Origin of the sequence: Cryobacterium sp. PAMC25264 (assembly GCF_019443325.1) — a bacterium.
Taxonomy (GTDB): domain Bacteria; phylum Actinomycetota; class Actinomycetes; order Actinomycetales; family Microbacteriaceae; genus Cryobacterium.
Genome location: NZ_CP080383.1, coordinates 990,545 through 1,016,806, shown reverse-complemented (window position 1 = coordinate 1,016,806; position 26,262 = coordinate 990,545). Strand labels below are relative to the sequence as shown.

The window sequence follows — 26,262 nt, the reverse complement described above, 5'->3', positions numbered from 1 at the left end:
GGGAGGATCACGGCGTCTCGGCGACCGCCACCGTCGAGTCATCCAACGACAGGATCACGACTCTCGCGTTCCCGACTACGAGCGGCCGGGGTGCTCTCGCCGCCAGGATCAGCGCCGACTCGCTCGGGACAGCCTCTCCGGCGAGATCGAGAGCACCCTCCAGCACGATGACCGCCCGGGTGTCGGGCGGCAGGGTGGCCACCCCGGAGAACGTGTCGAAGCTGAACGTCGGGTCAGGCCCATCGCTGACGAAGGTGAGGACGAGCACCCGGCTCGCCCCCGCCATCCGCAACCGCGGCCGACGGAAGACGGTGGTCGGTGAGCGGACGAGCATCGCCTGATCGCGGCGCAACGGCAGCTGACGATTCACAGGGCCGGCCAGCACCTGCGGGCCGGACATCCCCACCACGAGCTGGTGCATATGGGACGGCGCGTGCAGGGTGGCGGTCGGGCCGCGCAACTCCACCAGCTTCAGCTGCCAGATGAAGTCGAGCCCCGGTACCGACGCGGTCCAGATCTCTCTCGTGCCACCCTCGCCCTCCTCGAGCGGGAGGCGTGGCAGGCGGCCGAAGTGCACGATCTGGTGTGGATGCGGCGGCTGGGATGCGCTGGTCGTAGTCATTTCGCTCGATAGGCGTGCTCCCCTGGGATCACGGCCGGGAAAACGGCTGTGCAGGGCGGTGATCCGCCCTGCACAGCTCGGTGGTGGTGGTTGTGGTCAGGCCTGGCGGTCGGACAGGACGTAGCCCTCTTCGCCGTGCACGACGGTGTCGATGCCGGCGATCTCGTCTTCGTTCTTGACGCGGAAGCCGACGGTCTTCTCGATCGCGAAGCCGATGACGTAGGCGAGAACGAAGGAGTAAATCAGCACGGAGAACGCGGCGATGGCCTGCACCAGCAGCTGGGTGGCGTCACCGCCGACGAAGAGGCCGGTACCGTTGGCGAAGAAGCCCAGGTACAGAGTGCCGAGCAGACCACCGACAAGGTGGATGCCCACAACGTCGAGCGAGTCGTCGAAGCCGAGCTTGAACTTCAGCTCGATCGCCAGGGCGCAGACGGCACCGGCGAGCAGGCCGAGCAGGATCGCCCAGATCGGCTGCAGCGAGGCACAGGCCGGGGTGATCGCGACGAGACCGGCGACGGCACCGGATGCGGCACCGACGGAGGTCGGCTTGCCGTCCTTGATCTTCTCCACGACGAGCCAGGCGAGCAGAGCGGCGGCCGGCGCGGCGATCGTGTTGACGAAGGCCAGCGCGGCGGTGCCGTCGGCGGCAAGCTCGGAACCGGCGTTGAAGCCGAACCAGCCGAACCAGAGCAGACCGGCGCCGAGCAGTACGAACGGCGGGTTGTGCGGAACGCTGACACCCTTCTGGAAGCCGACGCGCTTCCCGAGCACCAGGGCTAGAGCCAGAGCAGCCGCACCGGCGTTGATGTGCACAGCGGTTCCACCGGCGAAGTCGATCGCGCCGACGCCGAACCACTCCTGCATGCCGTAGGTGATCCAGCCGCCGTAAGCGAAGCTGCCGTCGTCGGCGAGACCGAAGTTGAACACCCAGCTGGCCACGGGGAAGTAGACGACGGTCGCCCAGACGGTGGCGAAGATCATCCAGGAGCCGAACTTGGCCCGGTCGGCGATCGCACCCGAGACCAGGGCCACCGTGATGATGGCGAAGGTGGCCTGGAAGGCGACGAACGCGAGCGGCGGGTAAGCGGCGCCGTCTGGCACGTCGACCAGGCTGGACAAGCCCAGCGCCGACGAGTCGATCGACCAGGGGAAGATGAGTCCTTCAGATCCCGGGAACGCGATCGCGAAGCCGTACAGCACCCAGAGCACTCCGATGAGACCCATCGCACCGAAGCTCAGCATCATCATGCTGATGACGCTCTTGGCTTTGACGAGTCCGCCGTAGAAGAACGCGAGTCCCGGCGTCATGAGCAAGACGAGAGCAGCACATATGAGGAGGAAAGCTGTATTACCTTGATCCATTTCGAAGGACCTCTCTGCAAGAGACGCTGGGCGTAGCGTCGGATACGCCACAGCTTGGCCCGTGTTCATTTCGTCTGACTGGCTGTTTTGTTTCCGGCCTGTTTCGAGATGGGCCTGTTGGGTAAACAACATGTGACAGCGCCGCTCGTCCGGCCGTCCTAGTCTGGAGTGCACACACGAGCGACAGGAGACGGTGATGGCTCAGGTGACTGCCGACACGACCACGGGCGACGTGCTGGGTGATGTGTTGGCGGAATTGGCGGAGCTTCAGGACCCGAAGGTCCGTGCGGTGAACGCCAATCACGGCGACGACCACGGCGTGAATCTCAGCCGGTTGCGGGACGTCGCCAAACGTCTCAAGACCCAACCGCCACTGGCCCACGACCTGTGGGCGACCGGCGACAGCGCCGCGCGGCTGGTGTCGGTGCTGATTTGCCGCCCGAAGGCGCTCGACCAGGACGAGCTGGATGCCATGCTGCGCGACGCGGGAACACCCAAGGTGCAGGACTGGCTGGTGAACTACGTCGTGAAGAAGAACCCGCATGTTCAGGCCCTGCGGGTGCTCTGGTTCGACGACAGCGACCCGGTGGTCGCGAGCGCCGGCTGGGCCCTCACCACCGACCGGGTGGCGAAGTCGCCCGACGACCTCGACCTGCCCGGGCTGCTCGACCGCATCGAGGCCGAGATGACGGAGGCGCCGGACCGGCTGCAATGGGCGATGAACCATTGCCTGGCCCAGATCGGCATCGAGCACGCCGAGTACCGTGCCCGGGCCCTCGATATCGGCGAACGCCTGCAGGTGCTCAAGGACTACCCGACTCCTCCGGGCTGCACCTCGCCGTACGCTCCGATCTGGATCACCGAGATGGTGCGTCGGCAGCAGCCCCGCTAGCCCGTGCCGGCCGCGGACCTGTCAGCGGCCGATGCGCCCCGAGAACAGGGCGTGCAACAGAGGCAGGACCGACCCGATCATCAGCACGGCGCCAAGCACAGCGTCGTCGGCGCGGAGCACCGCCCCGGCGATGAGTAGCGCCCCGAACAGCAGCGCTGAGACCGCTCGTGTCACGGTGCGTTCGAGCCGAGCGACGCGCCGCTCCAGGCCCGGACTCGACACCGCCACGGTGCCGTCTTCGAACCGGGTGACGAGTCCGTCCAGGCGTTTGGGCAGTCGCCAGGCGATCCCAGCGTTCTCCAGGGCCTGCTTGCCGAAGTCCTGCACCACGTTGCCGCCCTCGTCGCGGATCAACTGCGACGCGTAGGGCTCTACCGAGTCCCAGAGGTTGAACGCGGGGTTGAGCGAACTGCACACCCCGGAGGTGAGCGACATGGCGCGGATGATGAGCAGGAAGTTCTCGGGCAGCTGGAACGGCAGTGCGCGCACGACGTCGCCGAACTGGATCGCGAAGTCGCGGAACTCCCGCGGGTCCACCTCGCGCAGCTCCGCGAAGCCCATGCCGCCGAACCGGGCGAAGAGCTGCTTCATCGCCTTCTCCAGCTCGGTCGTTTCCGCCGAGGGGAGCAACACCCCCAGATCGCGCGCGGCGTTGACCATGCCGCTGCCGTCGCGCGACGCGGCGGCGATGAGCATCTTCCGCAGGCCCGCCCGGGTGGTCGGCGGAACCTCCCCCATCATGCCGAAGTCGATGAAGGTGAGTTTCCACCCGCGACCGCTCGGGTCATCCGGCACTGGGGTGACGAAGATGTTGCCCGGGTGCGGGTCGGCGTGGAAGAAGCCGCTGCTGAACAGCTGGTCGAACATCACCGCGGCGAAGACCGGGGCCACGTCATTGGGGTCGATCCCGGCGAGCGCGAGCGCATCGGTGTCGGTGATCTTGATCGCCGTCACGTCCTCGAGGGTGAGCACCCGCCGGGTGGACCGCTCCCAGACCACGTCAGGCACGCTCACTCGGTCGTCCCCCTGGAACTCCTCCGCGAAGCGCACCGAGCTGGCCGCCTCGTGCAGGTAGTCGATCTCCTCGAGGCTGGTCTGGGCGAATTCCTCGACCAGGGCGGGCGCATCCACCCGGTCGGAGACGAGCCGCACGTGACTCAGCCAGCCGCCCACCTTGCGCAGCGCCGCCAGGTCCACGTCGACGATCGTGTCGATGCCGGGCCGCTGCACCTTGATCACCACACCGTGCAGGCCGGTGTCGGCGGCGTCGAGCGGTGCGAGCGTGGCACGATGCGCCTGGCCGAGGGAGGCAGCGGCCACCGGGGTCTCATCGACCCAGGAGAACGCCCGCTCCAGCGGCATGCCCAACTCGGCCTCCGCGAGAACGCGGATCGCCGCGAACGGCACCGGCGGAACCTCGTCCTGCAGCCCCTCGAGCTCTGAGGTGATCTCCGGCGGCAGCACATCCAGGCGCGACGACAAGAACTGGCCGACCTTGATCATCAGCCCGCCCAGATCCACCGCGAGCACGTGGAACCGCTGGGCGAAGCGGGTCATCCGTTTAGCCCGGGTGCGCTCGGCCACCTTCGCGAGCCCGATCCTGGGCAGCAGCAACTCGTAGAACCAGGTGACAGCCAGATTCCAGCCGGCGAAACGCAGGATGCGGCGGTACCTGGCCCTGGTGTCCCCCGCGCCGGGATTCACGCTCGGTGAATCCCGACGAACCGATGGCACCCGTCAGTCCTGGGCGAGAATCGAGTAAATCCGCCGACGTGCTTCGTCGATCGCGGCCACGGCCTGCTTGATCTGCTCCGGCGAACCGGTGCGGCCCACCTGCGCGGCCGCCTGGGCCAGCTCGATGCCGGCCTTGGGCAGAGCGGTGAACTTGGCGTCCTCGGTCGCGCCCTCCGGCGCCCACGGCGTCGATCCGGCGGAACCGGCGACCTCCTCGCGGCCCGCGTCGGTGAGGGAGTAGGTCTTGCGGCCGTTGGACTCCTCGGCGCTGATGAGACCCTCGTCAGCCAGCAGCTGCAGGGTCGGGTAGACGGAGCCGGCGCTGGGCTTCCAGGTTCCGCCGCTGCGCTCCTCGATCTCGTGGATGATCTGGTAGCCGTGCATCGGCTGCTCGGCGAGCAGGCTCAGCACCGCTTCGCGCACGTCGCCGCGGCCCATGCGGGTGCCGACGCGCTTTTCGAACTTGGACCGCAGCTGGTCCATCGCCTGCCACATGCCATCGGCGTTCATGCCGCCGCCGAACCCACTGTTGGGGAATGAAGTGCCCATGATGATCTCCTTCGTGAATCGCTAACGATACTCAACGATATAGTCTGGCGGGGCCGATCAACAGCGCAAACGGGAGCCCAGCCCTGGACTCTCAGCGAACTCCCGCACTCGCTTGGAAACTAGGATGAGCGGATGCAGTTTTCCCTCTGGGTGGCCCTGGTCGGCGCGGGCACCCTGATCAGTTTCACGCCGGGTGCCGGCGCCATCAACACCATGAGCAACGCCCTCAATGCCGGGTTCCGCCGGTGTATTTGGGGCATCCTCGGCCAGCAGGCCGCGTTGCTCATCCACATCGTGATTGTGGCACTGGGGGTCGGCCTGCTCGTGGCCAGTTCGCCGCTCGCGTTCAACGTCATCCGCTACGCGGGCGCCGCCTACCTGGTCTATCTGGGCATCCGGCAGTTCCTGGCCACACCCGACCTCGACGCCGAGCAGGTCCGGGCCCTGAGCCATGAGCCGCGCTGGTCGATGTTCCGGCGCGGGCTGTGGGTGAACATGCTCAACCCCAAGGCCATCGTGTTCTTCCTCGCGTTCCTGCCCCAGTTCATCCGAGTCGACCGGCCCCTGCCTGCGCAGTACCTGATCGTGGCCGGTACGGTCGTGGTGATCGACATTCTGGTGATGTGGTTCTTCTTCGCCGGCACGGCGCGCTCGTTCCAGCGCTTCACCCGCGACGCCCGAGGCCAACAGGCGCTGAACCGTGTCTTCGGGGTGCTCTTCGTGGCCGTCGGCGTGCTGCTCGCGGTCATCCACTGATCCCCCGGGGCGCCACGCAGCACCGTTAGGGTGAGCAGATGGGGTGGGGACGCACGTATTTCGCCGGACAAGCGATCGCCGGAGCGCTCTGGTGGGTGGCGGTCTTCGCCTCCCCCGCCGTGCGCGAGATGACGCTCGGGGCCCTCAACCCCGTTGCCGTCGCCGTCCTCGACATCCCCCTCTTCGTCGTGGCGTCGGCGCTGGCCGCGGCGGGCGTGCGCGGGGCCGCGATTGTGAGCACCGGCTGGACCATCCTGGTCGCCGTCAGCCTGGCCGGATACGCCACCGTCACAGCAGAGGCCGGCTGGGGTGTCGTCGCCATGGTGGCCGCGAGCGCGGGATCGATCGTCGCGCTCTGCCTCGTGTTGCTCGGCCGGATCCCCACGGAATGGCTTCTCCGCGGTCCGTTCGCCTTTCGCCCGGCAAACGCTCGGCCGTCCCACGCCGCCCACCTGGCCGCCACCTTCGGTCAGATCGCCGTCTTCTGGGGGTTCTTCCTCGGCGTGATTCCGTTTGTCGCTGCGTCCCTCGAGCAGCGCTGGGCGATCGCGCTGCCGTTCCCGGCCGTAGCCGGCGCCCTCGGCGCTGTCGTGCTCGTGGCCGCGAGCCTGCTGGGAATATGGTCGGCCCTGGTCATGTCGACGCTCGGCAACGGCACCCCGTTGCCCGCGGCGATGCCCAACGCCCTCGTGATCGCGGGCCCGTATCGGTGGGTGCGCAACCCGATGGCCGTCGCCAGTATCGTGCAGGGGGCAGCCGTCGGCCTGATCCTGTCGTCCTGGGTGGTCGTCGTTTACGCAGTCATCGGTGCACTGCTCTGGAACTACGCCATCCGGCCGCACGAAGAGGCCGACCTCGAGCGCCGGTTCGGCGTCGAGTTCCGGCGCTACCGGGACGCGGTGCGCTGCTGGATCCCGCGTCTGCCGGTCGCGGCGTCCCTGACTTAGTCCGGCGAGCCGGGCCGGGCCGCGAGAACACAGAACTCGTTGCCCTCGGGATCGGCGAGCACCACCCACGGGACGTGGGCCTGGCCGATGTCCACTCGACTGGCGCCCATTGCGACCAAGCGGTCCACCTCAGCGGCCTGATCGTCGGGCACGAAGTCGAGGTGCAGCCGGTTTTTCACGGTCTTCTCGTCGGGCACGGCGACGAACAAGACGGTCGGATGCGCGCCCTCCGCGGGTGCGATCTCCAGCTCGTCGTCGCTCTCATGCAGCAGGGCCCAGCCCAGGGCATCCCGCCACCACAACCCGAGCGTTCGAGGGTCACGGCTGTCTACGACGACTTCTTCCCACTTCAGCGACATGCGCCATAGAGTAGCGCCGACACGGCTCGCTACGCCAGCGACAGGGGCGCGTTCACGATTCGTATCCGATCAACCAGAGCAACCCGTGGCGGTCGACGACCTGGCCATCGGAGGCGCCCCAGGGTTTCGGTGCGAGGGGATCGACGACGGATCCGCCAACCGCGAGTTTGTCGAACCACTCGTGCAGAACGGCCGGGTCGGCTGCCCCCAACAGTGAGAGTCTGACGCCTTCCATCCGAAAGCCTGCTTCCCCCTTGCCGCGTCCGATCCGGCAAGCCCCACCGGGCCGCTCAGCACTCCGTGGGCGATCGAATCCGGCGGGCCGTCGGTGCGGGAGAACTCTCCATAGGTGTGCAGCTGGAGATCTCCGCCGAATACGTCCGCATAGAAGACCAACGCCTCACGCGCGGTGCCGGGAAAGGTCACGTAGAGCTGCGGCGCTGTCATAGGCCAAGCCTACAAAAAACCGCACCCGCCGGGCTGTACTGTAGACCCCATTGCCGTCGCCGAATCAGGACGACGACCCACCCGAGGAGAACCACATGTCGGTCGGCTTGCTCGCCGTTGTCGATGACATTCTGACCGCCGCCCTCAAGGCCAGCGCCAAGACGGCCGGTGTGGTCATCGACGATGCGGCCGTCACCCCGCAATATGTGCAGGGCCTCACGCCGGCGCGTGAGCTGCACGTCGTGGGGCGGATTGCTTTGGGCAGCCTGTTCAACAAGTTCATCATCATCATCCCCTTGGCGCTGCTGTTGTCTGCGTTCGCGCCCGGGGTGCTGCCGTTCCTGTTGATCCTCGGCGGTGGCTACCTCTGCTTCGAGGGGGCGGAGAAGGTCACGGAGTGGTTCGGTGTGCACCACGCCGCGGCCGAGACCGAGTCACGGGACGAGAAGAAGCTGGTGTTCGGCGCCATCCGCACCGACCTCATCCTCAGCACCGAGATCATGCTCATCGCCTTGGCGAGCCTCGATCCCGACTTCGGAATCTGGATGACGCTCGGCGCACTGCTGGTCATCGGTCTGGGCATGACCGTGCTCGTCTACGGCGCGGTCGCCCTACTGGTGAAGATCGACGACATCGGGCTGTCGATGATGCAGAACTCCGCTCGCCAGGTGCGCCGTAGCGGCGCGCGCATCGTGGCCGCCATGCCCGCGGTGTTCAAGGTGATCAGTGCCATCGGCACGGTCGCCATGTTGTGGGTAGGCGGCCATCTGGTGATCACGAACCTCGCCGAGACGTTCTGGCACGGACCCTACGATCTGCTGCACAGCGTGACCCACGCGGTGGAGGCCGCCGGCCCTGTCGTGGTCTGGCTCGCCGACACTGCAATGTCTGCGGTGTTCGGGATCGTCCTCGGGATGCTCGTGGTTGGGATCGTTCTCGGCGTCTCGAGGCTACTCAAGCGCAACCAGCCGGAGAGCGTGGCGCACTAGGCTCTCGCCGCCCCGATACCGGTGGCCACCGACGCAGACGTGGAGCCCGTGGATCCGAGAGCTCCACGCCTGGTCACTGCCGGGGGGCGGCCTCAGTGCCAGAACTCGGCGAACTCCTCCACGAAGGCCCTGCCCTGCTCGTATCCGGCGCGTGCCGCGGGCGGGCGGAGTGACGCATCCATCGCATTCGCGCCGAACAGGTGCTCGGCGGAGACGGACGGAACGATGGTCTCGACACTGCTGCCGCCGGCGCGCAAGTTCTCCACCTGGGCGGCAAGATGCAAGCCCCACGCGGCCGGTGTACGAGATCGGCCACCGAAGGGCGACAGCACCAGCACCCGCGCGTAGCCGGCGGCCAGATCGGCGTTGTCGGCGTTGGACCGGTAGCCCCCGTCGATGAAGGCGTGGTCACCGATGCGGTACGCGAAGCCGCTGGCGCAGCTCGCGGCCACGGCATCCGCCAGTTCGACGTCGCTGTGCCGGTCGAATACGACCGGTTCGCCGGTGTGGGCGTCGACGGCGGTGAGGAGCATGCGCCGGTGCGGCCAGTGTGGGCTGGGCAGCCGGGAGGCGACCGTCGCCCGCCAGCGGGTTTGCGCGGACTCACCGGCTATCTCGGCCAGGTCACGGGCTGCAGCGCCCAGTCTGCGCCGCAGATCGGCCGCATCCTCGGAGTCGGCGATGATCCGGTTCGTGCGCTCCAGGTGGTCGCCCACCGGTCGCACCGGCGTGCGTGCCGGCGTGCGTGCCGGGTCGGCCGCAGCCGCGGCAGGATGCTGCGGTGGCCGGCGCGGCGGCACAGCCGAGAGGATGTCGCCGAGGAGCCGGGCCGGGCTCGCCCCACTGATCTGGGCCGCGGCCGTCGATCCGGCCGAGGTCCCGACAACGAGGTCGGCCCGGGACACGTCCATCCCGGCCTCGGTGAGGGCGGCGATGACGCCGATCAGCCAGGCGTTGCCGGTGGAACCACCACCGCCGAGGACCAACGCGGTTCCGGAGAGGGCGCCCGGCACCGTGCTGGGCGTAGCGAGTGACGTGGGCTGAGGCGTGAAGGACTGATGCGAAGTGGTCATAGTCGTAGCTTTCGGGAAGTGCGAACGGCGCTCCCCGCGACGGCTACGTCAGTCGCGCGATCGTGAACTCCAAGGAACGCCCAGAGTGGACAGTGTGTGCAACGGGCTCACCTCCTCGGATCGTGTCACGTATGAGGAACTCTATCGGTGTCGGCCTGTCCTGCCAACGGACAGTTGTGCTCCCCGACCGGCGCTCAGCGACTGAAGGTGACGTGGATGACACCGCTCTCGGCGACCTCGGAGGTCACCTCGTAGCCGTCTGCGAGACCGTGCAGGCCTTCCCAGAGGCGCGACCCGACGCCGAGGACGATGGGCGTGATCCCGACATGCAGGCGGTCGACGAGCCCGGCGCGGAGGAAGTCCCGCGCCACGCTCACTCCCCCGCCGACCCGGATGTCGCCGCCGCCGGCCAGGGCGCGCGCCTCCTCGAGGGCCTCCTGCGGGGTCATGCTGCGGAAGTCGAACCGCGTGCCGTTCGGGAACTCGATCGATGGCCGCGGAGTGTGCGTGAGCACGAGGACCGGATACGTGAACGGCGGCTCCTCGCCCCACCAGCCGCGCCAGTCTGGTTTGTCCGGGAAGGTGTGCAGGCCGAACATCCCGGCGCCCATGATCTCGGCGGTCACGCCCTCGAAGTAGGCCTGCGCGTAGCGATCGTCGACCCCGGTGGTTCCCTCGCCGGTGTCCTCGTGCAGCACCCGCTCCCGAAAGGTGCGGGTGGCCACATAGGGGGCGACCAGGCGACCCCAGTCCTCACCATAGATGTTCTCCGGCGTCTGATCGGCGGTCGCGCCGATGCCGTCGAGGGAAATGTTGAGGTCAACGCGGACGACCATGAGTACTCCTTGCTGGGCGGACGAGGGCAGTCCTATGATTCGCCGGGGTTCCGGCCGCTGTCAACTGCCGTGCGGGGAGGCTGGCCGCGCGACGTCGACGGCTGGCCGACGCATCGAGGCCGTGACGCGCACGATCGGGCACACCCCGGTCCAGAACGGGCCGGGGTGTGCTCGGTCGAATCAGTAGGACGAATTCACAGTCACTTCGTCGATCGTCCACCATTGGGGTGCCACGCCGGTCTGGGTGATCCGGAGGTACCGCGCGGTGGTCGGGGTGATGGAGATGGGTCGCTTCCAGCCGTAGGCGATGCCGGTGGCTGCCGTCGTCCAGTTCGTTCCATCGACGGAGGTTTGCAGATCGAACCCGCGCGGGTAGTCCCAGGTCGATCCCGATGGCGTCTGCACCGTGACCATGGCCACGGTCTTGTTCGAGCCCATGTCGATGCGATACCATTCACCGCCCGCCATCGCCTGCCCGCTGCTCCACGAGGACGCGTTGACACCGTCGATACCGCCCGCCGTGGATGCCCCGGTCGCCGTCGACGACGCCGTGGCCGTCCACCCGGAGTGGTTGATCGCCACGGGTGAATAGCTGGCGGATCCCGCCGCGTATTTCGACAGGGTCGCCACGAACCGCGCGTTCTGCGTGAAGTTGGCGGTGCTGAATTTGCCCACCTTCGACACGAATGTGGCCGAGTCGTCACTGTTGATGATGGGCACCGGGTTGGCGTTGTTGTAGTACATTCCCCAATACGCAAATCCGTCGTTGGCGGACCCCTTGACCTTGTAGGTCCACGCTGACCAGGAAACGGACTGCGCGTTCAGTCCGGCCATGAAGCGAGACCACACGTCGTCGTTGTAGTACAGGGAGTACTCCCCGTACAGGATAGGCACTCCCGGGTTCGAGAGCTTGGCCGGCAACCCGGCCAGTTCGTTGCTGACGAGTTGGTTCTGGGCGGTCCAGTCCTTCGAATTGGGCATGTCGTACGGGTGATACTCGTACACGACATTCGTCCAGCCGTACGTGGACGGGGACGCGATCGCGTTGAGCCCGAAGAACGCCCCCAGGAAGATCGTGTGATTCGAGTCAATGGCCCGAACGGCGTCGTACAACCGGTCGTAGTAGTCGCTCTTCTGTGCCACGTCATCCGCGTCCTCGCCGTAGTCGATGAGGGGCTCGTTGATGAGGTCGTAGCCGGCCACCCCCGCATTGCCGTTGTAACGCGTGGCGATCGCCTTCCAGATGTCCTCGGTCCAGTTCTGGTACGTAGCGCTGCCCCAGAACCCGTTCGGGTTCGGGCCGATGCGTCCACAACTGCCCCACGGGCATCCCCCGCCGGGCACCGTGTGGAGATCGATGAGCACGTACATGCCGCGAGCCGATGCCTGGTCGATGACCCAGTCGATTTTGGTCCACGGACTGGCCTTCCAGGTGCCATCGAGGTTGAGGAAGGTGTTCCACCCGATGGGCACGCGGATGAAGTTCATCCCGGTCGCGGCGATGTTGTCCAGGTCGCCGGCGGTCAGCCAAGCGTCCTGGTGCGCGTTGATGACAGTCTGCGCTCCGGCGGCGCCGAACCGCGACGTCAGCGAGTTGTTCAATGAGTAGTCGTCGTTGTACAGGCCGGCGGTCAGCTCGCCGATGGACCACCACTGCGCGGCTGTGCCGGTCTGCACGATGCGGAAGTACCGAGCGGCTTGCGCGACGAACGGGATGGTTGTGGCCTTACGCGTGCCTACGCCGGAGGCCACCGTCGACCACGTCGAACCGTTCTTGGACAGTTGCAGGTTGTACCCGCGCGGGTAGTCCTGCTCGTCGGACGAGTTCTTGTCCGTGTCCGTGGTGACGTTGTTCAGGGTGATGAGCGCGCCCATGTCGACACTCAGCGTCTGCCCGTTCGTCTGGGCCGCGCCGGTCGTCCACCGAGTGCCGTTCGAGTTGTCGGCGACATTCCCCGGGGCTGCTCCGACAGACGATGTGATTGCCCAGCCGGCGCGGTCGAGATTGTTGCCGGAGGAGATGGCAATTTCGGCGATCGACCACCACTGAGCGGACGTGCCGTTCGAAGCGATCCGCAGGTATCGACCGCCCTTGGCGCCTTGGAAGTCGGCTTGGATGACCCGGTTGGTGCCGTATCCGCTCGCCACGTGGGTGAATGCCACATTGTCGTACGAGGTGTACACGTCCCAGATGCGGGGAAAATCGTTCGCGGTCGCGGCGCCGGAGTCGAACAGGACCTTGTCCATGTCGACGTTGCGGCCGAGATCGATCGTGTAGGTCTGGCCGGGGACTTGGGCAGCCCCGCTCTGCCAGACGCTGGCGACGTCCCCGTCGAGTGCGAGACCGGGGGTGGTGCCGGCCGCCGTGCCCGATGCCGTGGCGGTGTGCGTTGAATTGTTGAGCACAGGGTCGTTGAAGAGGTTGATCTCTCCCACCGACCACAGAGCGCCGGCGGTCGCGGTCTGGGACACCCGAACGTACCGTGCCACCTGGGGGCTGAATTTCGCACTCGTCACGCCGTCGGCGCCGGGCTGGTTGCCGACGCTCTTCCACGCGACGCCATCGCTGGATGTCTCGATGTTGATGTTGCGCGGGTACTGGCCCGCGTTGTTGGAGTTGTCCACGGACAGGCGGTTGAACAGCGTCGGGGCACCGAGGTCGACCCGGATCCACTCCGAGCCGGCCTGGTTGGCGCTCGTGGTCCACCGGGTGGTCGACGAGCCGTCGAGGGCGGAGCCCGGGGTGCCCGCAGAGGCGGTGGCCGACCAGCCGACGCGGTCCGCGGCGAATTCGCCCAGCGGCGACATCCAGTCTTCCTGCGTGAGCCACCCACCGACGTTCGTGCCGCGCAGATTGACCGTGGCGCCGGTACCCGAGCTCTTCTTGAGCACCGCGCCGTTCGCCTTCAAGAAATCGGAGGCACCGATTGCGGCCGCCTCCGCTTTCATCGGTGGGCTGGTAATCGTCGCCACCAACGCCGCTGCGACGAACGCCGCGACTATCATCTTCTTCTTCATGATCCTCCTTGATCACGGCCAACCGCTGTCGGGAGCCGGCTCACGCGGACGCTCGTCCACGGCGATAGCCTCCCAGAGGAAGCCTACTTTGTCTACTCTTTAAAATAAGTCGTACCAAAAGATTTCGGGCGCGCCGAAAAGCGCGACCCGCGGGCGGCGACTATGCCGGGAGTTGGGTCGCGCGAGGCTTGTTCAACACCGCGTTCAGCGGCAGAATCGCGGCCCCGAGGGCTACAGTGTCGCCGCCGAATGTGCTCGCCGACAGGGTGAACTGGGAGCCGGGACGATCCAACGCCTCGGCCCGGATCGCTGCCTCGATGCGCGGCGCGAGCGTCTCCATCAAGCGCAGACCCACCCATCCACCGATAATCACTCGGTCGGGATTGGTGAGGTTGACCAGGCCGCCGAGCGAGGAACCGAGAATAGCGACGAGCTCGTCGACGACCGAAGCGGCAATCGGGTCGTCGGCATCCGCCGCAGCGAGCAGGTCGCCCACGGCCCGCCAACCGCTTCCCTCGAACACTCCCCCGGCTTCGCGCCACGCTGCGAAGATCGAATCGGCGCCCAGGTAGGCCTCAACGCACCCGTATTTACCACACCGGCAGAGACGTCCGCCGTGCACAATCTTGACGTGCCCCCACTCCCCGGCACTGCTTCGGGACCCGTGGGCGAGCTGACCGTCGCTGACGATCCCCAGACCGACTCCCCGGCCCATCAGAACCACGAGCGCTTCGGCGACGCCGCGCGCCTCACCGTTCCACATCTCAGCCATGGCCTGGGTTTTTGCGCCGTTCTCGGCGAATATCGGGATATCGTGCGAGACCAGGTCGGTGACCGCGATCGCGGGCCAGCCCTGGCTCTGGGCATAAAGCATCTGCTCACCGGAAGGGCTGGTCTCCACGATCCCTGGCAGCCCGAGCCCCAGGCCGACCATCCTGTCCCAGGCGCCGGGATTGCGTGCGCGAAGCGCATCGAGCGCGTCGTCGAGATCCCTGCCGATGACCTGGATCGGCTCGCCGGAGCGTCCGCCGCGGAACTCCGTGTCGATGCGGTTCATCGACAGGTCGAAGAGCTCCATCGCCACACCGCGTTCACCGACATCCGCGCCCAGCAGGTACGCGCCTGCGGGATTCGGCTCGATGAGAGTCGTCGGCCGACCGCCGCTCGATGCCACCGTGCCCGCCTCGAGGACGAGGCCTTCCGCGATGAGCTCCGTGACCAGGTTCGTCACCGATGCGACAGACAGCCCGGACTCTCGGGCGAGCTCCGCCCGGGTCGTAGACCCGGCAAGGATGATGCTGCGCAGAGCCTGCGACCGGTTGCGCTGTCGCACATCGCTCACCGTCGCGGGAGACGAACTCGTCGCGGGGGGTCGGCTGGTCATATGTCCTGAACCTATCAACTTGATCATTCCACTTCCAGTCGTGAGATCGTCGAGGCGGCCGTCGCCACGACGCGGATTCCGCGTTCGGTCCGCTCCACGCGTGTGCCGCCTTCCGCTCCGAGCACCCGGACGGTTGCGGGGTCGACGTGGGTGAGTTCGAATTCGAGCCAATCACCCGGCTCCAAATTCACCACCAGTTGCTCCTCGAGCGCATAGGCCCGGCCGTCGGTCTGTTCGAACGGGTTGGCCGGATGCGGGCCCGACGACGCCCAGGCGAAGTTGACGGCGTCGCTCGCACGGATCCCGTCGATCGTGGCACTGGACGCGGACGAGTAGGACTCGCCGGGACCCCGAACACCGAATCCCCACGCAGGAATGACGACGGGATGCTCACCGAGGAGGGCCGCGACGATGTCGGGATTCCACCGGGCCGTCTCCACCGACATACTGCAAAGCAACCCGTCGAAGATCAGCGCGGCATCGGCCACGACGAGCGACGGGTCCGAGCCGGCCGCGACGACGCTCGCCCACCCGTCCGGAGCGGTGATGGACACGGGCGAGGTGGCTGTTTCCAGCTTCTTCCACGGCCAGAAGTTCCAGCCGATGTTGTGCGATTCGTACATCCGGAAGGCCGTGTACAACCACTCGAGCGTGTTCTCACCCCCCTCCCCCATATAGATGGGCAGCCCGAGCCGGTCGCGCACCTCCAAGAACGGCGCGATGCTCGCGGTGTCGGGCGACGACCAGTACTTGTGGAACTGGAGGAGTGAATTCTGGTCCCAGACCTCGGTGAAAATGCTCCAGTTCGTCGCCCAGTGCACTCCCTCATAGACAATCAGGTGGCCGGGGTCTTCTTCCCGGATGGCCGCGGTGATGTCTTTGTAAAGCTCCACGAGTTCCGCGGCGTACACGTCCTGCCATTCGTTGGGCAGCGGCTCGTTGAGCAGGTCATAGCCCAACACGACGGTCTCGTCGGCGTAGGTACGGGCAAGGTCTCGCCAGAGACGCACCGTGAGCGCGCGATAGGTCTCTTCCATGAACAACTCGGGTTTGTTATTCGGGGAGTCGTCGATGTTGGTGCCGGTTTGACCGCCCGGCGCGCCGTGCAGATCGAGCAATACCCACAGTTGGTGTTTCCGACACCATTCAATCAACCGGTCGATCATGGCATAGCCCTGTTCAAGGGGTGCACCGTCATCACCTTGGATGAGCCTCGAGTTGATCGGCAGACGCACGTGGTCGAACCCGCTCTCGGCGATCCTCTGAATGTCCGCCTCGGTGATGTACCCCGCATAGAACGAGTCCCAGAACCGACTTGCACCGTCCTCCCCCAACAGACGTTTGGTCAGCGCCTCGATCTCTCGGGGCGATTCGGCGCCTGGCCCGAACTTCCACATATATCCCTCGGGCAGCATCCAATTGCCGAGGCCGACCCCGCGCAGCAACAGCTCCCGACCCGAGCCGTCGAAGAGGCGGGCGTCTCTGGCGTGCACAAAGCCGTCGAACGATGCGGGGCGGCGGAAGAACTCGGTGGGATACGCGATGGGCGAAGCAGGGAACACGATGGGTGACTCCATGGGCTATTTCAATCCGGACAGGGCGAAACCCTGGATGACGAAGCGTTGGAAGATGACGAACACGATGAGTATCGGTACGACCATGACCGACGCGGCGGCCATCTGCAGCGACGGGTTGACCGCCAGCTGCTGGTTGAGGAGGGACAATCCCACCGACAGCGTGTACAGCTTCTGGTCACTCGCGATGATCAGCGGCCACAGGAAACTGTTCCAGCCAGCGATGAACGTGAGCACGATCTGAACGGCGAGGATCGGCTTCGACATGGGCAGCACGATCTGCCAGAACGTGCGCCATTCGGTCGCACCGTCGAGCCTCGCGGCCTCGAGCATCTCGGTGGGAATCGTCGACATGAATTGGCGGAAGAGAAAGATGCTGAATCCACCGACCAAGGTCGGAAGGGCTATGCCGATGAGGGTGTTGGTGAGTTTCATCTGGTTGAGGATCAGGTAGGTCGGGATCATCGTCACCTGGATCGGGACCATCATCGTCGCCAGCACGAGGAAGAACATCCAGCGTTTGCCACGGAACTCGAACTTCGCGAAAGCGTAACCCGCCATCGCCATCAGAAGCAGACCGATCATCCCGATCGCGACGACGGCGAGGGTGTTCACCAGATAGCGTCCGAAGTCCAGCTCCGTGAACAGCACCCGGTAGTACTCGAAGGTCGGCTCCTTCGGGAGCACCGACGGAGGGAAATCGGTGGACTCCCGCTGCGGCTTCACCGAGGCGGTCAGCATCCAGATGAACGGAAAGGCCGTGATGATGGCCCCGATCGCGAGCAGCACTCCGATGACAACGGTGAGCTGACGTGACCTCCGTGCGGCGGCACGATCGGTCCGCCGCAGACGCAGACGGATTGCGCGGTTCCTAGTAGTCATCGTCGGCCTTTCGCGCACGGAGCTGGAAAACTGTGATGATGGCGATGATCGCGAAGAGCACGATCGACCCGGCACTGGCGTAACCGAACTGGTTCATCCGGAACCCCTCCTTATAGAGGAAGATCGACACGCTCGTCGTGGCGCCAAGCGGACCACCGTCGGTCAACACGAACGGCTCGTCGAAGAACTGCCCCCAAGAGATGATCGTGGTAACGGTCACGAAGAAGATGGCGAATCGCAGCAACGGCACGGTGATCGAGAAGGTCTTGCGCCATTCACCGGCCCCGTCGAGGGACGCGGCTTCCAGGTAGTCCTTCGGCACGCCCTGGAGCGCCGCGAGGAAGATGATGATATTCAAGCCGGTGCCTCGCCAGACTGCGACGAGAGCCACCGAAAACTTGGCGAGCACGGGATCGGACAGCCACTGCACCTGCTCGACGCCCACGAGCGAGAGCAGGTAGTTCAGAAAGCCGAATTGAGTGTTGTAGAGGTAGCCCCAGATGAGCGAGATCGCGACGATCGCGGTGATAGCGGGAATGAAGTAGAACGAACGCAGCGCCCGGAAGAACGGGTGATCGCTTCGGTTGAGCAATAGCGCAACGGTGAGAGACAGCACGACGACGGCGGGCACACCGACGAGGGCGAAGATGCCCGTGTTCGCGAGCGCTTGCCAGAAGTCGGCGTCGCCGAACAACGTGACGTAATTGTCGACGCCGACGAACTTGACGTTACGGATGTTGGCGAACGCCGAGATATTCATGTTCGTGAAGCTGACGGCGAGAGCGACGAAAATCGGGAACACCCCGAACGTCACCAGCAAGAGCATCGCGGGCGAGACAAAGAGATACGGGGAGAGCCGGTTGCGCATGATCGCTCCTTTCACTGTGGGACTGGGCCTGGCGCGCGAGGGCCGCCCCGTCACCGAGACGGCCCTCTAGCGGCGCGTTAGTCGATCGTCAGGTCCGCAGTCTTGGCGAAGAAGCCGGCCAGCGTGTCGTCGCGGTCGGCGCCAGTGAGGGCGATCGCGTTGAGCGCGTTCAGCAGCTCGGTGCCGACGGCACTGTCCCAGTTCGACACGAGCGGCAGCACCTTCGACGACGCGAGTTGTTCGGTGTACACCGCCACGTTCGGGTCGCTGTTAAGGTCCGCGTCATCCAAGGCTGCGCTGACCGTGGGCAGTTCACCGCTGAGCGAGTACCACTCAAGCTGGGTCTCAGGCTGTGCCAGGTATTCCAGGAGCTCCAACGAGGCATCCTGCTGGTCGGTGTTCGCCCACACTCCGAGGTTCGAGCCGGCGAACAGCGACGTCGACGAAGTCCCCGCCGGCAGCAGGCTCGCCTGCCACTTCCCCGCGAGTTCCGGCGCGCCGTCCGTGATCGCCTTGCCCAGGTATGGGCCGCTCACGAGCATCGGCGCGACGCCGGAGATGAAACCCTGCGTCTGGTCGAAATCACCGTTGGTCGGCACACTGCCGTCGGCATACAGCCCGGTGTAGATGTCGACCGCGTCTTGGAATTCGGGGGTATCGAAGTCGACATTGCCGTCGGAATCGATGACGTCGCCGCCGAGACTCCACGTCATCTCGACCGGCAGCGGGGCGTCCCACTGCGGGATGTAGTAGCCGTACTGACCGCTGCCCCGACTCGTAAGCGTCTTGGCGTCGGCCCGTAGTTCGTCCCAGGTCGAGGGAGGGGCGTCGATCCCATTCTCCGAGAGGATGTCGGTGCGGGTGAACAGAACGCGCGTGTCGCTGACCCACGGCACGCTGACGACCTGTCCGTTGACGGATGTCGCGTCTCCGCTCACCCCAGACGGAAAGTTCTCGGCAGCGAGCCCGGGATAGTCGGCGACAAGATCGTCCAGGGGCAGCAGGGCACCCGCGTCCGCGAAGCTCCGAAGCTTGGAGAGGCCGATCTGCAGCACATCCGGTCCGGCGCCCGAGGCAACCGAGGTCGTCAGCTTTTCGTCGATGCTGTCCCACGGGATGGCAACGACCTCGATCTCCTGCCCGCTTTCCGTGACGAAGGGGCGACGAGGGATTCGAAGTTGGCGCCCGAGTCGCCCATCACCCACACGGTCAGGGGTCCGTCCGCGGCGGCGGTGGGGCTGGGGTCGGAGGCGCAGCCGCCGAGGCTCAGCGCGAGTCCCGTGATGACCACGGGGGCGAGTGCCTTTGTCAGAATTCTCTTCATTGAGGTTTCCCTTTCTCGGTGCAAGTAGTGCGGTGATTGTGGAAGTGGCCGTCTGCGACGGTCGTCTTGACGCCAGCACGTGGGCGGGACTTATTACAAGCTTTATAATAACGTGTGTGTAAACCGTGTCAAGCACATCGGGCAAGACAAGGCCTGAGGCGGCTCCGTACACTGATTCGACGGTCTCGGCTTGCCGAGGCCGGTGGTTCGAACGGCGCCGATCGAACTCGCGATGCCACGCGAGCGCACCCGGGAGGACGACCATATGAGCCGCACGGACGACGCGCCCGCCGCATCCGAGGCTCAGACCGAGCCGCTACCCGGTGGGGCCCGTACCTTCGCGCAGGTGCTGGTCAATACGGCTGTCGCCAACGTCACCACGAGTTTTCTCTGGTTCGCGCTCACCTTCTGGGTGTATCTGGAGACCCGCTCGGTGCTCGCCACAGGCATCATCGGCGGCACGTACATGCTGCTCGTCGCCGTGTTCTCCATGGCGTTCGGCACCATCGTGGACCGGCACCGCAAACACCTCGTGATGGTGTTCGCCGGCGTGGTCACCCTGATCGCGTTCAGCATCGGCGGCGGGCTGTACCTGGTGTTCCCGGAGGCCACCCTGCTCGATCTGGGTGGTCCGTGGTTCTGGCTGTTCAGCGGCATCATCCTCTTCGGCGCGGTGATCGAGAACATGCGCAACATCGCCCTGTCCACGGTGGTCACCCTGTTGATCCCCACCGAGCGGCATGCCAACGCCAACGGCCTCGTGGGCACGGTGCAGGGGCTCGCGTTCATGGTCACGAGCGTCTTTAGCGGGCTCGCGATCGGCCTGCTCGGCATGGGGTGGACGCTGCTCATCGCGATCGGCCTGTCGGCGGCGGCCCTGCTGCACCTGCTCTTCCTGCGCATCCCCGAAGAACAACCGCAGCAGGATAGCGAGCGGCGTCCGCTCATCGACCTGCGCGGCAGCATCACGGCGGTGCGTGCCGCCACCGGGCTGTTCGCCCTCATCATCTTCTCCACCTTCAACAACTTCATCGGCGGCGTCTACATGGCTCTGATGGACCCATATGGGCTCGAACTCTTCCCCGTGGAGGTGTGGGGCATCGTGCTCGGCGTCACGTCGACAGGCTTCATCGTCGGCGGCCTTCTGATCGCGAAGTTCGGGCTCGGCCGCAACCCGATCCGCACGATGCTGCTGCTCGTGATCGTGATGGGCGTGCTTGGGGCGCTGTTCACGATTCGGGACTGGTGGTGGTTGTACGCGGCGGGCATCTGGCTCTACATGGCCCTCATCCCCGCCGTCGAGGCGGCCGAGCAGACGGTCGTCCAGAAGGTGGTGCCGTTCCGCGAACAGGGCCGGGTGTTCGGCTTCGCGGCTGCGTTCGAGTCGGCCGCGGCCCCGGTCACCGCGTTCCTCATCGCGCCCATCGCCGAGTTCATCATCATCCCGTTCATGAACTCGGATGCCGGCCGCGCCGACTTCGGCGCTCTCCTGGGCGACGGCCAGGCGCGGGGTATCGCGCTGGTGTTCCTCATCTCCGGGCTCGTGATGGTGCTCGCGGCCATCGCCGCCTTCTTCACGACGTCCTACCGCCGCATCTCGGCACAGTACCTCGACCAGGCCGACTCGGTTCCCGTCGAGGGCCCGCCGGATTCGACGGCAGAGGCGCAGCTGCGGCACTGAAATCTGGCGGTTTCAGTGCCGCAGAGCCTACGCCCGAGCCGGCTGCAGCAGCCCCTCGAGGCGCTGGTAGCTCGTCTCCATGCCATCGGTCATGCCGGTGGCCAGCACCGCGTCGCGCTGTTCGGCGTTGGCGTAGGTGATCACGAGCGAGAGCAGGGTGCCTCCCTCGACCTCCGTGAGGGTCATCTCGTTGAGCGTGGCCGGGAAGTCCATCCCGATCATCGCCTCGGTCGTGACTGCGCGGTATGGTGCGTCCGACTCGAGCAACTCCCCCGTGAAGCCGAATCGCTCGTCGCCGCCATCCCGCTGCCACTCGTAGCGGTACGTGTCGCCGACGGTGGTCGCGATCTCGCAGATTGGCATCGACCAGCCGTCCGGTCCGAGCAGCCATCGCTTCATCAGGTCGGCGTCGTTGTGCGCCCGCCAGACCTGGTCGACGCTGCCGCGGATGACCCGGGCCACGCGCACCTGGGTATCGGTGAGGATCTCCGCCTGGGCGGCGCGCCTGGTGGCGAAAGCCGCCAGCTCGGCCAGGACCTGGTCGATCTGGGCCATGGCCTCACGGGTGCCCTCGAGCATGCCCATCTCGAGCAGTTGCTGCATTTGCTCGACCGAGTCGAAGTACGACGTGGTCGTCAGACGGCTCCCACCGCTCGTCTCTTCGAACGCGAAATCCATCCGGGTGGCCGGGAGGTCGGTGTTCGGCACGCCCGCCTCGTCGGCGAATTGGTCGATGACTGCGAAGGAATGGGGGGCGTCGGCCGCCGTCCAGTCCCAGCAGCCGTAGTGCACGTCGCCCTCCGGTCCGGTCATCGAATACACGCTGCGGCCACCGGCGTGGGCGTCGTGCCGGAAGAACTTGGCCGGGTAGGTCGGCGGCCCCCAGAACCGTTCGATCTGGCGCGGATCGGTGTAGGCATCCCAGAGCCGGCGGAGGGGCGCCGTGAAGTCGGCGACGATCGTGATCGTGAGCTGGTCGAGGTCTTTCTCGACAGAGGTGACAGGCATGATCTTCCTTTCGGTTAGTCGGTTAGGTGTCGGGTGAAGCCGGTTCGTCGTCTTCGGCAAGCAGAACGTCCAGCCGGTCGATGCGCGAACGCCAGAGCTCTTCGAAGCTGTCGAGCAGGCGCTGCGCCTCACGGATGCGATCGGGATTGCCCCGCACCATCCGCTCACGGCCGCGCGGCTCCTTTGTCACGAGCCTCGCCTCCTCCAACACTGCAACGTGCTTCTGCACCGCCGCGAAGGACATCTCGTAAGACTGCGCCAACTGGGACACCGTGACACCGGTGACCAGCGTGCGGCGCACGATATCGCGCCGCGTCGCATCCGCGAGGGCACGGAAGAGGCGGTTGACGTCCTGATCTGAAAGCTCTGATACAACCATTTGATTGTATGTTAGTCACCGCAATCGAGGCACGCAAGCGGATGCAGCAACATCCTGCCGATGTCGTGTCGCCCATCGTGATCGCGTCAACGGGCTCAATGAAGGAGGAAGATTGGTCGGGTGAAGATTCTCTCGATTCAGTCCGCCGTCGCCTTCGGCCACGTTGGAAACTCAGCCGCCGTGTTCCCCCTCCAACGCCTCGGCATCGAAGTGCTGCCGGTCAACACGGTGAATTTCTCCAACCACACCGGATACGGCGCGTGGCGCGGCTCTCTCATCGCACCCGAGGACGTGCACGACGTGATCCTCGGCATCGAGGAGCGCGGCGTGCTCGACCAGATCGACGTCGTGCTCTCGGGCTACCAGGGCGGCACCGGCATCGGCGATGTCATCGTCGATGCGGTGCAGCGGGTGAAGGCGGCGAACCCCTCAGCCATCTACGCGTGCGACCCCGTGATGGGCAACGCGAAATCGGGATGCTTCGTGGCCCCGGAGATCCCCGTTCTGCTGCGGGATTGGGTGGTGCCCGTCGCGGACGTCATCACGCCCAACCAGTTCGAGCTGGGGTTCCTCACCGGAACGGATCCATCGACCCTGGAATCGACGCTCGACTCCGTGGATCTCGCCCGCGCGATGGGACCGTCGACCGTGCTCGTGACGAGTGTCGAACGCCCCGATCGCGCAGCCGGCACGATCGAGATGCTCGCCGTCGACGGCGCCGGTGCCTGGATCGTGCAGACACCCCATCTGCCGTTCAAGGCGAACGGCTCCGGCGACGTCACGGCAGCGTTGTTCTCGGCGCACTACCGCGCGACCGGCCACGCCGCTGTCGCGCTGGAGCGAACGGCCTCGAGCGTGTTCGATCTGATTGAACTGACGTACCGGTCGGGTGAACGCGAACTCCAGCTCATCGAGGCCCAGGAGTTCTACGCTCACCCGCGGCTGCAGTTCAGCGCCGAGCGAGTTCGCTGACACCAGAGCCGCGCACGGTCCCAGGCCCGGCGACGTCGCCCGCCGCCATCTCGTTGGTCGAGCTTGTCGAGACCAGGTGAGCTGTCTGCGGGCCGGCGCCCATCGCATCGGTTCTCGGTCGGTTGCGGGGCGAGTCCATAGGCCGGCTCGCGGGGTCTCGACAGGCTCGACCAGCGACAGCGACAGCGACAGCGTCAGCGGCGCACGCTGTACCGGTGCTCGGGGCGACCCGTCGAGCCGTAGCGCAGGGTCACGTCCACGTCACCGCGGGTGGCGAGGGCGGCGAGGTGCCGTTGCGCCGTCGCGCGTGACAGGCCGGCGCGGTCGGCGATCAGGCTCGCCGAGGTCTCCCCGTCCTGGAGCAGCTCGATGAGCAGCTTCTCGGTCGTGGACCGCGAGCCGGAAGCCGCTGGGCCATCCCGGCCGTGTAGCACCCGCTGAGCCTTCTCGATGGCGTCCTGATCGAGTTGACGGTCCTCAGCGGCCAAGGTGCGGAACCGGCGATAGGACTCCAGCCGGTCGCTCAGCCGGGCGGGTTCGAACGGCTTGATGAGGTAGTCCAGGGCGCCGGCACGGAGCGCCCGCCGCACAGTGGCGCCGTCCGAGGCCGCACTGATCATGAACGCGTCGACGTCGAGCTCGGCCACAAACGCGATGCCGTCCCCGTCGGGCAGGTAGACGTCGCAGATCACGAGGTCAGGTCGTAGATCCCGCACCGCTGCACGGGCGGCACGCACGCCCCGAACCGGCTCGAGGGCTGTATAGCCGGGGCTGGCGTCGACGATGCCCTGATGCAGGCCGCCGACGCGGAAGTCATCGTCGACGACGAGCACGGAAATAGTGTCGGTCATCGTTCTTCTCCTTGTGCTGGATGGTTCGGTGCGCGCATGACCCCGGGCAGACGTGCGCAGAACACGGCTCCATGTCCGCCTGGGCCGCCGGCATCGGCCAGCCGGACCTCGCCGCCCAGACGCGCCGCAATGTCGCGCACGAGCGGCAGACCGATCCCCCGCCCGTGCACAGCGTCCGGGTCCACGTGTGGGCGCGGCACGTCGCTGAACACCCGAGCTTCATCGGCCACGCCCGGCCCCGAGTCGGACACGGTGATGACGAGGGTGTCGCCGTCGTCGAGCAGTTCCACGTCCACCCACCGGGGCTCTGGGCCGTACACGGCCGCGGTCACGGCGTTGTCGACGAGGTTGGCCAACACGGTGGCCACATCCGCCGGTGCCGAGACGACACCGCGCACCAGGGAGTCCGGACCCACCGTCAGGGCCACACCCCGCTCCCCGGCCTGCGCGGCCTTGGCTTCCACCAGCGACAGCAGGAACGGCTCGGTCAGATGCGCACCGGCGAACGGGCCGCCCGGGGCGCGGGAGGTGTCCAGCACATCGTCGAGGTAGTCCCGGGCGTCGGGCACCCGGCCAGCATCCATCAGACCGGCCGTCACGTGCAGGCGGTTGGCGAACTCGTGCCGCTGCACCCGCAGCGCCTCGGTCATCGAGGCCACGGTTTCCAGACGCTCCGTGAGGGTGACGACATCCGTGCGGTCGCGGATCACCGCGATCACGCCAAGGTTCCGGTTCGCGCGCGATACCGGGTGGGTGTCGATGTAGACGACATGGTCAGCGAGCACGACGGGATCGGCGGCATCCGTTGCCCCACGGCCCGTCAACACAGCGCTCGGCTCACCGGCCAGGGCCGCGATCACCGGGCCGGGCAGGGCGAGATCGTGGATGCGGCGGCCGACCAGGTCGGTGACACCGAGCAGCCGGGCGGCCGTGCTGTTGGCGACGGTCACGACATCATCCGGTCCGTAGGCGAGCACCCCATCCCCCACGCCGTCCAGCACCGCCGCCTGGTTCTGCACCAGCGCCGAGAGCTCCTCGGGCTGCAGGCCGAGGGTGAGGCGTTCGAGGCGCCGGCGGACGATGAACGACACGACGGCACCGAGGGCGAGGGCCACGCCGGCGGCCAACGCCACGCCGCTCAGCAGGAGGGGAAGCTCCTGGAACACACTGCTCGGGGCGAACCCGACGCTCACCTCCCCCACCGGCACCGAGGTGTCGGGGTCGCGCACCGGGACCTTGGCGCGTGCCGACGCTCCCAGGGTGCCCGATTCCCACGACACCGTCTCCCGCCCGGCCAGGGCCTTCGCGAACTCGGTGCTCACCACCTCGCCGAGCATCGTGGGGTCGGGTGGGTGAGACGGATGCCGTGGTCGTCGGTGATCACGATGAACAGCGCGCCCGTGTTGGCCTCGGCCGCGGCCGCGAGTTCGGAGAGCGGCCCGCCACGCAGGCTCGCGTTCGTCGGCGTGCCGGCGTCGGCCGATGCTTGGGCGACACCGGCGCGCACATCGGAATCGGCGGCGACCGTGCGCGCGATCGACAGCGCAGAGGTCTCCGCCTCGGCGCGCAGCTGCTGCACGCCGATTCCCACGAAAACGCCGGTGCAGATCGCGACGACAGCCGTCACGCAGGCGAGCTGGAGCAGGAGCATCTGCGTTGAGAACCGCATCGTCCGCCTCCTTGCGGCGCATCGAGCAGAATGCGCACAAGTAACGATATGCGCAATACGTGCAGCAAAGCGAGATACCGGCT

At 66.5% G+C, this 26,262-nt stretch carries 24 protein-coding genes and 1 pseudogene; 6 read left to right on the top strand and 19 right to left on the bottom strand.

Annotated elements, in window-relative coordinates; genetic code table 11:
* Window positions 1-7: 7 nt before the first annotated feature.
* Window positions 8-622, bottom strand: coding sequence for a hypothetical protein (locus KY500_RS04605; RefSeq protein WP_219902524.1), 615 nt, complete (start codon window positions 620-622; stop codon window positions 8-10).
* 96 nt (window positions 623-718) lie between these two features.
* The gene (locus KY500_RS04600; protein WP_219902523.1) at window positions 719-1,987 is read right to left on the bottom strand and encodes an ammonium transporter; all 1,269 of its coding nucleotides are present in this window, start codon (window positions 1,985-1,987) and stop codon (window positions 719-721) included.
* A gap of 196 nt (window positions 1,988-2,183) precedes the next feature.
* On the opposite strand from KY500_RS04600, the gene KY500_RS04595 reads away from it, so the two are divergent.
* On the top strand, window positions 2,184-2,879 hold the full coding sequence (locus KY500_RS04595) for a DNA alkylation repair protein (RefSeq protein WP_219902522.1): 696 nt from the start codon (window positions 2,184-2,186) through the stop codon (window positions 2,877-2,879).
* A 21-nt stretch (window positions 2,880-2,900) separates the two neighbouring features.
* Here the strand turns inward: KY500_RS04595 and KY500_RS04590 are convergent, their stop codons facing one another.
* Window positions 2,901-4,613 carry an AarF/ABC1/UbiB kinase family protein gene (locus KY500_RS04590; RefSeq protein WP_219902521.1) on the bottom strand — a complete coding sequence of 571 codons (1,713 nt, stop codon included), beginning with the start codon at window positions 4,611-4,613 and terminating at the stop codon, window positions 2,901-2,903.
* Window positions 4,614-4,616: 3 nt separating this feature from the next.
* A complete protein-coding gene (locus KY500_RS04585) occupies window positions 4,617-5,162 on the bottom strand; it encodes a PadR family transcriptional regulator (protein WP_219902520.1) in 546 nt (181 codons plus the stop codon).
* 132 nt (window positions 5,163-5,294) lie between these two features.
* Between KY500_RS04585 and KY500_RS04580 the strand changes: the two genes are divergently transcribed.
* Window positions 5,295-5,918: a LysE family transporter gene (locus KY500_RS04580; protein ID WP_219902519.1), complete on the top strand. Its 624-nt coding sequence runs from the start codon at window positions 5,295-5,297 to the stop codon at window positions 5,916-5,918.
* 38 nt (window positions 5,919-5,956) lie between these two features.
* On the top strand, window positions 5,957-6,865 hold the full coding sequence (locus tag KY500_RS04575) for an isoprenylcysteine carboxylmethyltransferase family protein (RefSeq protein ID WP_219902518.1): 909 nt from the start codon (window positions 5,957-5,959) through the stop codon (window positions 6,863-6,865).
* On the opposite strand, the gene KY500_RS04570 is transcribed toward KY500_RS04575, so the two are convergent.
* Both KY500_RS04570 and KY500_RS04565 read right to left on the bottom strand, forming a co-directional pair.
* A complete protein-coding gene (locus KY500_RS04570; protein ID WP_219902517.1) occupies window positions 6,862-7,224 on the bottom strand; it encodes a VOC family protein in 363 nt (120 codons plus the stop codon). The two genes, KY500_RS04575 and KY500_RS04570, sit on opposite strands and share 4 nt — an antisense overlap.
* 52 nt (window positions 7,225-7,276) lie before the next feature.
* Window positions 7,277-7,671, bottom strand: a pseudogene (locus KY500_RS04565) (VOC family protein).
* A gap of 95 nt (window positions 7,672-7,766) precedes the next feature.
* Here KY500_RS04565 and KY500_RS04560 point away from each other — a divergent pair.
* The gene (locus KY500_RS04560) at window positions 7,767-8,660 is read left to right on the top strand and encodes a DUF808 domain-containing protein (protein WP_219902516.1); all 894 of its coding nucleotides are present in this window, start codon (window positions 7,767-7,769) and stop codon (window positions 8,658-8,660) included.
* Window positions 8,661-8,752: 92 nt separating this feature from the next.
* Here the strand turns inward: KY500_RS04560 and KY500_RS04555 are convergent, their stop codons facing one another.
* The 8 genes from KY500_RS04555 to KY500_RS04520 all read right to left on the bottom strand — a co-directional run bounded on the left by KY500_RS04555 (window position 8,753) and on the right by KY500_RS04520 (window position 19,500).
* Window positions 8,753-9,733 (bottom strand): patatin-like phospholipase family protein, encoded by a 981-nt coding sequence (locus KY500_RS04555; protein ID WP_219902515.1) that lies wholly within the window; start codon window positions 9,731-9,733, stop codon window positions 8,753-8,755.
* Between the two features lie 194 nt (window positions 9,734-9,927).
* Window positions 9,928-10,569, bottom strand: coding sequence for a dihydrofolate reductase family protein (locus KY500_RS04550; RefSeq protein ID WP_219902514.1), 642 nt, complete (start codon window positions 10,567-10,569; stop codon window positions 9,928-9,930).
* A 180-nt stretch (window positions 10,570-10,749) separates the two neighbouring features.
* The gene (locus tag KY500_RS04545; protein WP_219902513.1) at window positions 10,750-13,587 is read right to left on the bottom strand and encodes a discoidin domain-containing protein; all 2,838 of its coding nucleotides are present in this window, start codon (window positions 13,585-13,587) and stop codon (window positions 10,750-10,752) included.
* A 160-nt stretch (window positions 13,588-13,747) separates the two neighbouring features.
* Complete coding sequence (locus tag KY500_RS04540; RefSeq protein ID WP_219902512.1) at window positions 13,748-14,971, bottom strand: ROK family transcriptional regulator; 1,224 nt, start codon at window positions 14,969-14,971, stop codon at window positions 13,748-13,750.
* A gap of 23 nt (window positions 14,972-14,994) precedes the next feature.
* Window positions 14,995-16,548 carry a glycoside hydrolase family 5 protein gene (locus tag KY500_RS04535; RefSeq protein WP_219902511.1) on the bottom strand — a complete coding sequence of 518 codons (1,554 nt, stop codon included), beginning with the start codon at window positions 16,546-16,548 and terminating at the stop codon, window positions 14,995-14,997.
* A gap of 3 nt (window positions 16,549-16,551) precedes the next feature.
* A complete protein-coding gene (locus tag KY500_RS04530; RefSeq protein ID WP_255579790.1) occupies window positions 16,552-17,445 on the bottom strand; it encodes a carbohydrate ABC transporter permease in 894 nt (297 codons plus the stop codon).
* The gene (locus KY500_RS04525; protein ID WP_219902510.1) at window positions 17,417-18,295 is read right to left on the bottom strand and encodes a carbohydrate ABC transporter permease; all 879 of its coding nucleotides are present in this window, start codon (window positions 18,293-18,295) and stop codon (window positions 17,417-17,419) included. Before KY500_RS04525 ends, KY500_RS04530 begins: the two co-directional genes overlap by 29 nt.
* Before the next feature lie 77 nt (window positions 18,296-18,372).
* Window positions 18,373-19,500, bottom strand: a complete 1,128-nt coding sequence (locus KY500_RS04520) for an extracellular solute-binding protein (RefSeq protein ID WP_255579789.1) — start codon at window positions 19,498-19,500, stop codon at window positions 18,373-18,375.
* A 384-nt stretch (window positions 19,501-19,884) separates the two neighbouring features.
* On the opposite strand from KY500_RS04520, the gene KY500_RS04515 reads away from it, so the two are divergent.
* The gene (locus KY500_RS04515) at window positions 19,885-21,300 is read left to right on the top strand and encodes an MFS transporter (protein WP_219902509.1); all 1,416 of its coding nucleotides are present in this window, start codon (window positions 19,885-19,887) and stop codon (window positions 21,298-21,300) included.
* A 27-nt stretch (window positions 21,301-21,327) separates the two neighbouring features.
* On the opposite strand, the gene KY500_RS04510 is transcribed toward KY500_RS04515, so the two are convergent.
* Together KY500_RS04510 and KY500_RS04505 are read right to left on the bottom strand one after the other, a co-directional pair.
* Complete coding sequence (locus tag KY500_RS04510) at window positions 21,328-22,308, bottom strand: SRPBCC family protein (protein ID WP_219902508.1); 981 nt, start codon at window positions 22,306-22,308, stop codon at window positions 21,328-21,330.
* Window positions 22,309-22,330: 22 nt separating this feature from the next.
* The gene (locus tag KY500_RS04505; protein WP_219902507.1) at window positions 22,331-22,687 is read right to left on the bottom strand and encodes a helix-turn-helix transcriptional regulator; all 357 of its coding nucleotides are present in this window, start codon (window positions 22,685-22,687) and stop codon (window positions 22,331-22,333) included.
* 120 nt (window positions 22,688-22,807) lie between these two features.
* Between KY500_RS04505 and pdxY the strand changes: the two genes are divergently transcribed.
* Complete coding sequence (gene pdxY / locus KY500_RS04500) at window positions 22,808-23,659, top strand: pyridoxal kinase PdxY (protein WP_219902506.1); 852 nt, start codon at window positions 22,808-22,810, stop codon at window positions 23,657-23,659.
* Between the two features lie 194 nt (window positions 23,660-23,853).
* Here pdxY and KY500_RS04495 read toward each other — a convergent pair whose 3' ends face one another.
* Genes KY500_RS04495 through KY500_RS19145 form a run of 3 tightly spaced genes read right to left on the bottom strand, consistent with a single transcriptional unit; the run spans window position 23,854 to window position 26,179 of the window.
* A complete protein-coding gene (locus KY500_RS04495) occupies window positions 23,854-24,510 on the bottom strand; it encodes a response regulator (RefSeq protein WP_219902505.1) in 657 nt (218 codons plus the stop codon).
* Complete coding sequence (locus KY500_RS04490) at window positions 24,507-25,835, bottom strand: sensor histidine kinase (protein WP_255579788.1); 1,329 nt, start codon at window positions 25,833-25,835, stop codon at window positions 24,507-24,509. The genes KY500_RS04495 and KY500_RS04490 overlap by 4 nt, the downstream gene beginning before the upstream one ends.
* Complete coding sequence (locus tag KY500_RS19145) at window positions 25,829-26,179, bottom strand: hypothetical protein (RefSeq protein ID WP_255579787.1); 351 nt, start codon at window positions 26,177-26,179, stop codon at window positions 25,829-25,831. The genes KY500_RS04490 and KY500_RS19145 overlap by 7 nt, the downstream gene beginning before the upstream one ends.
* Window positions 26,180-26,262: the final 83 nt, after the last annotated feature.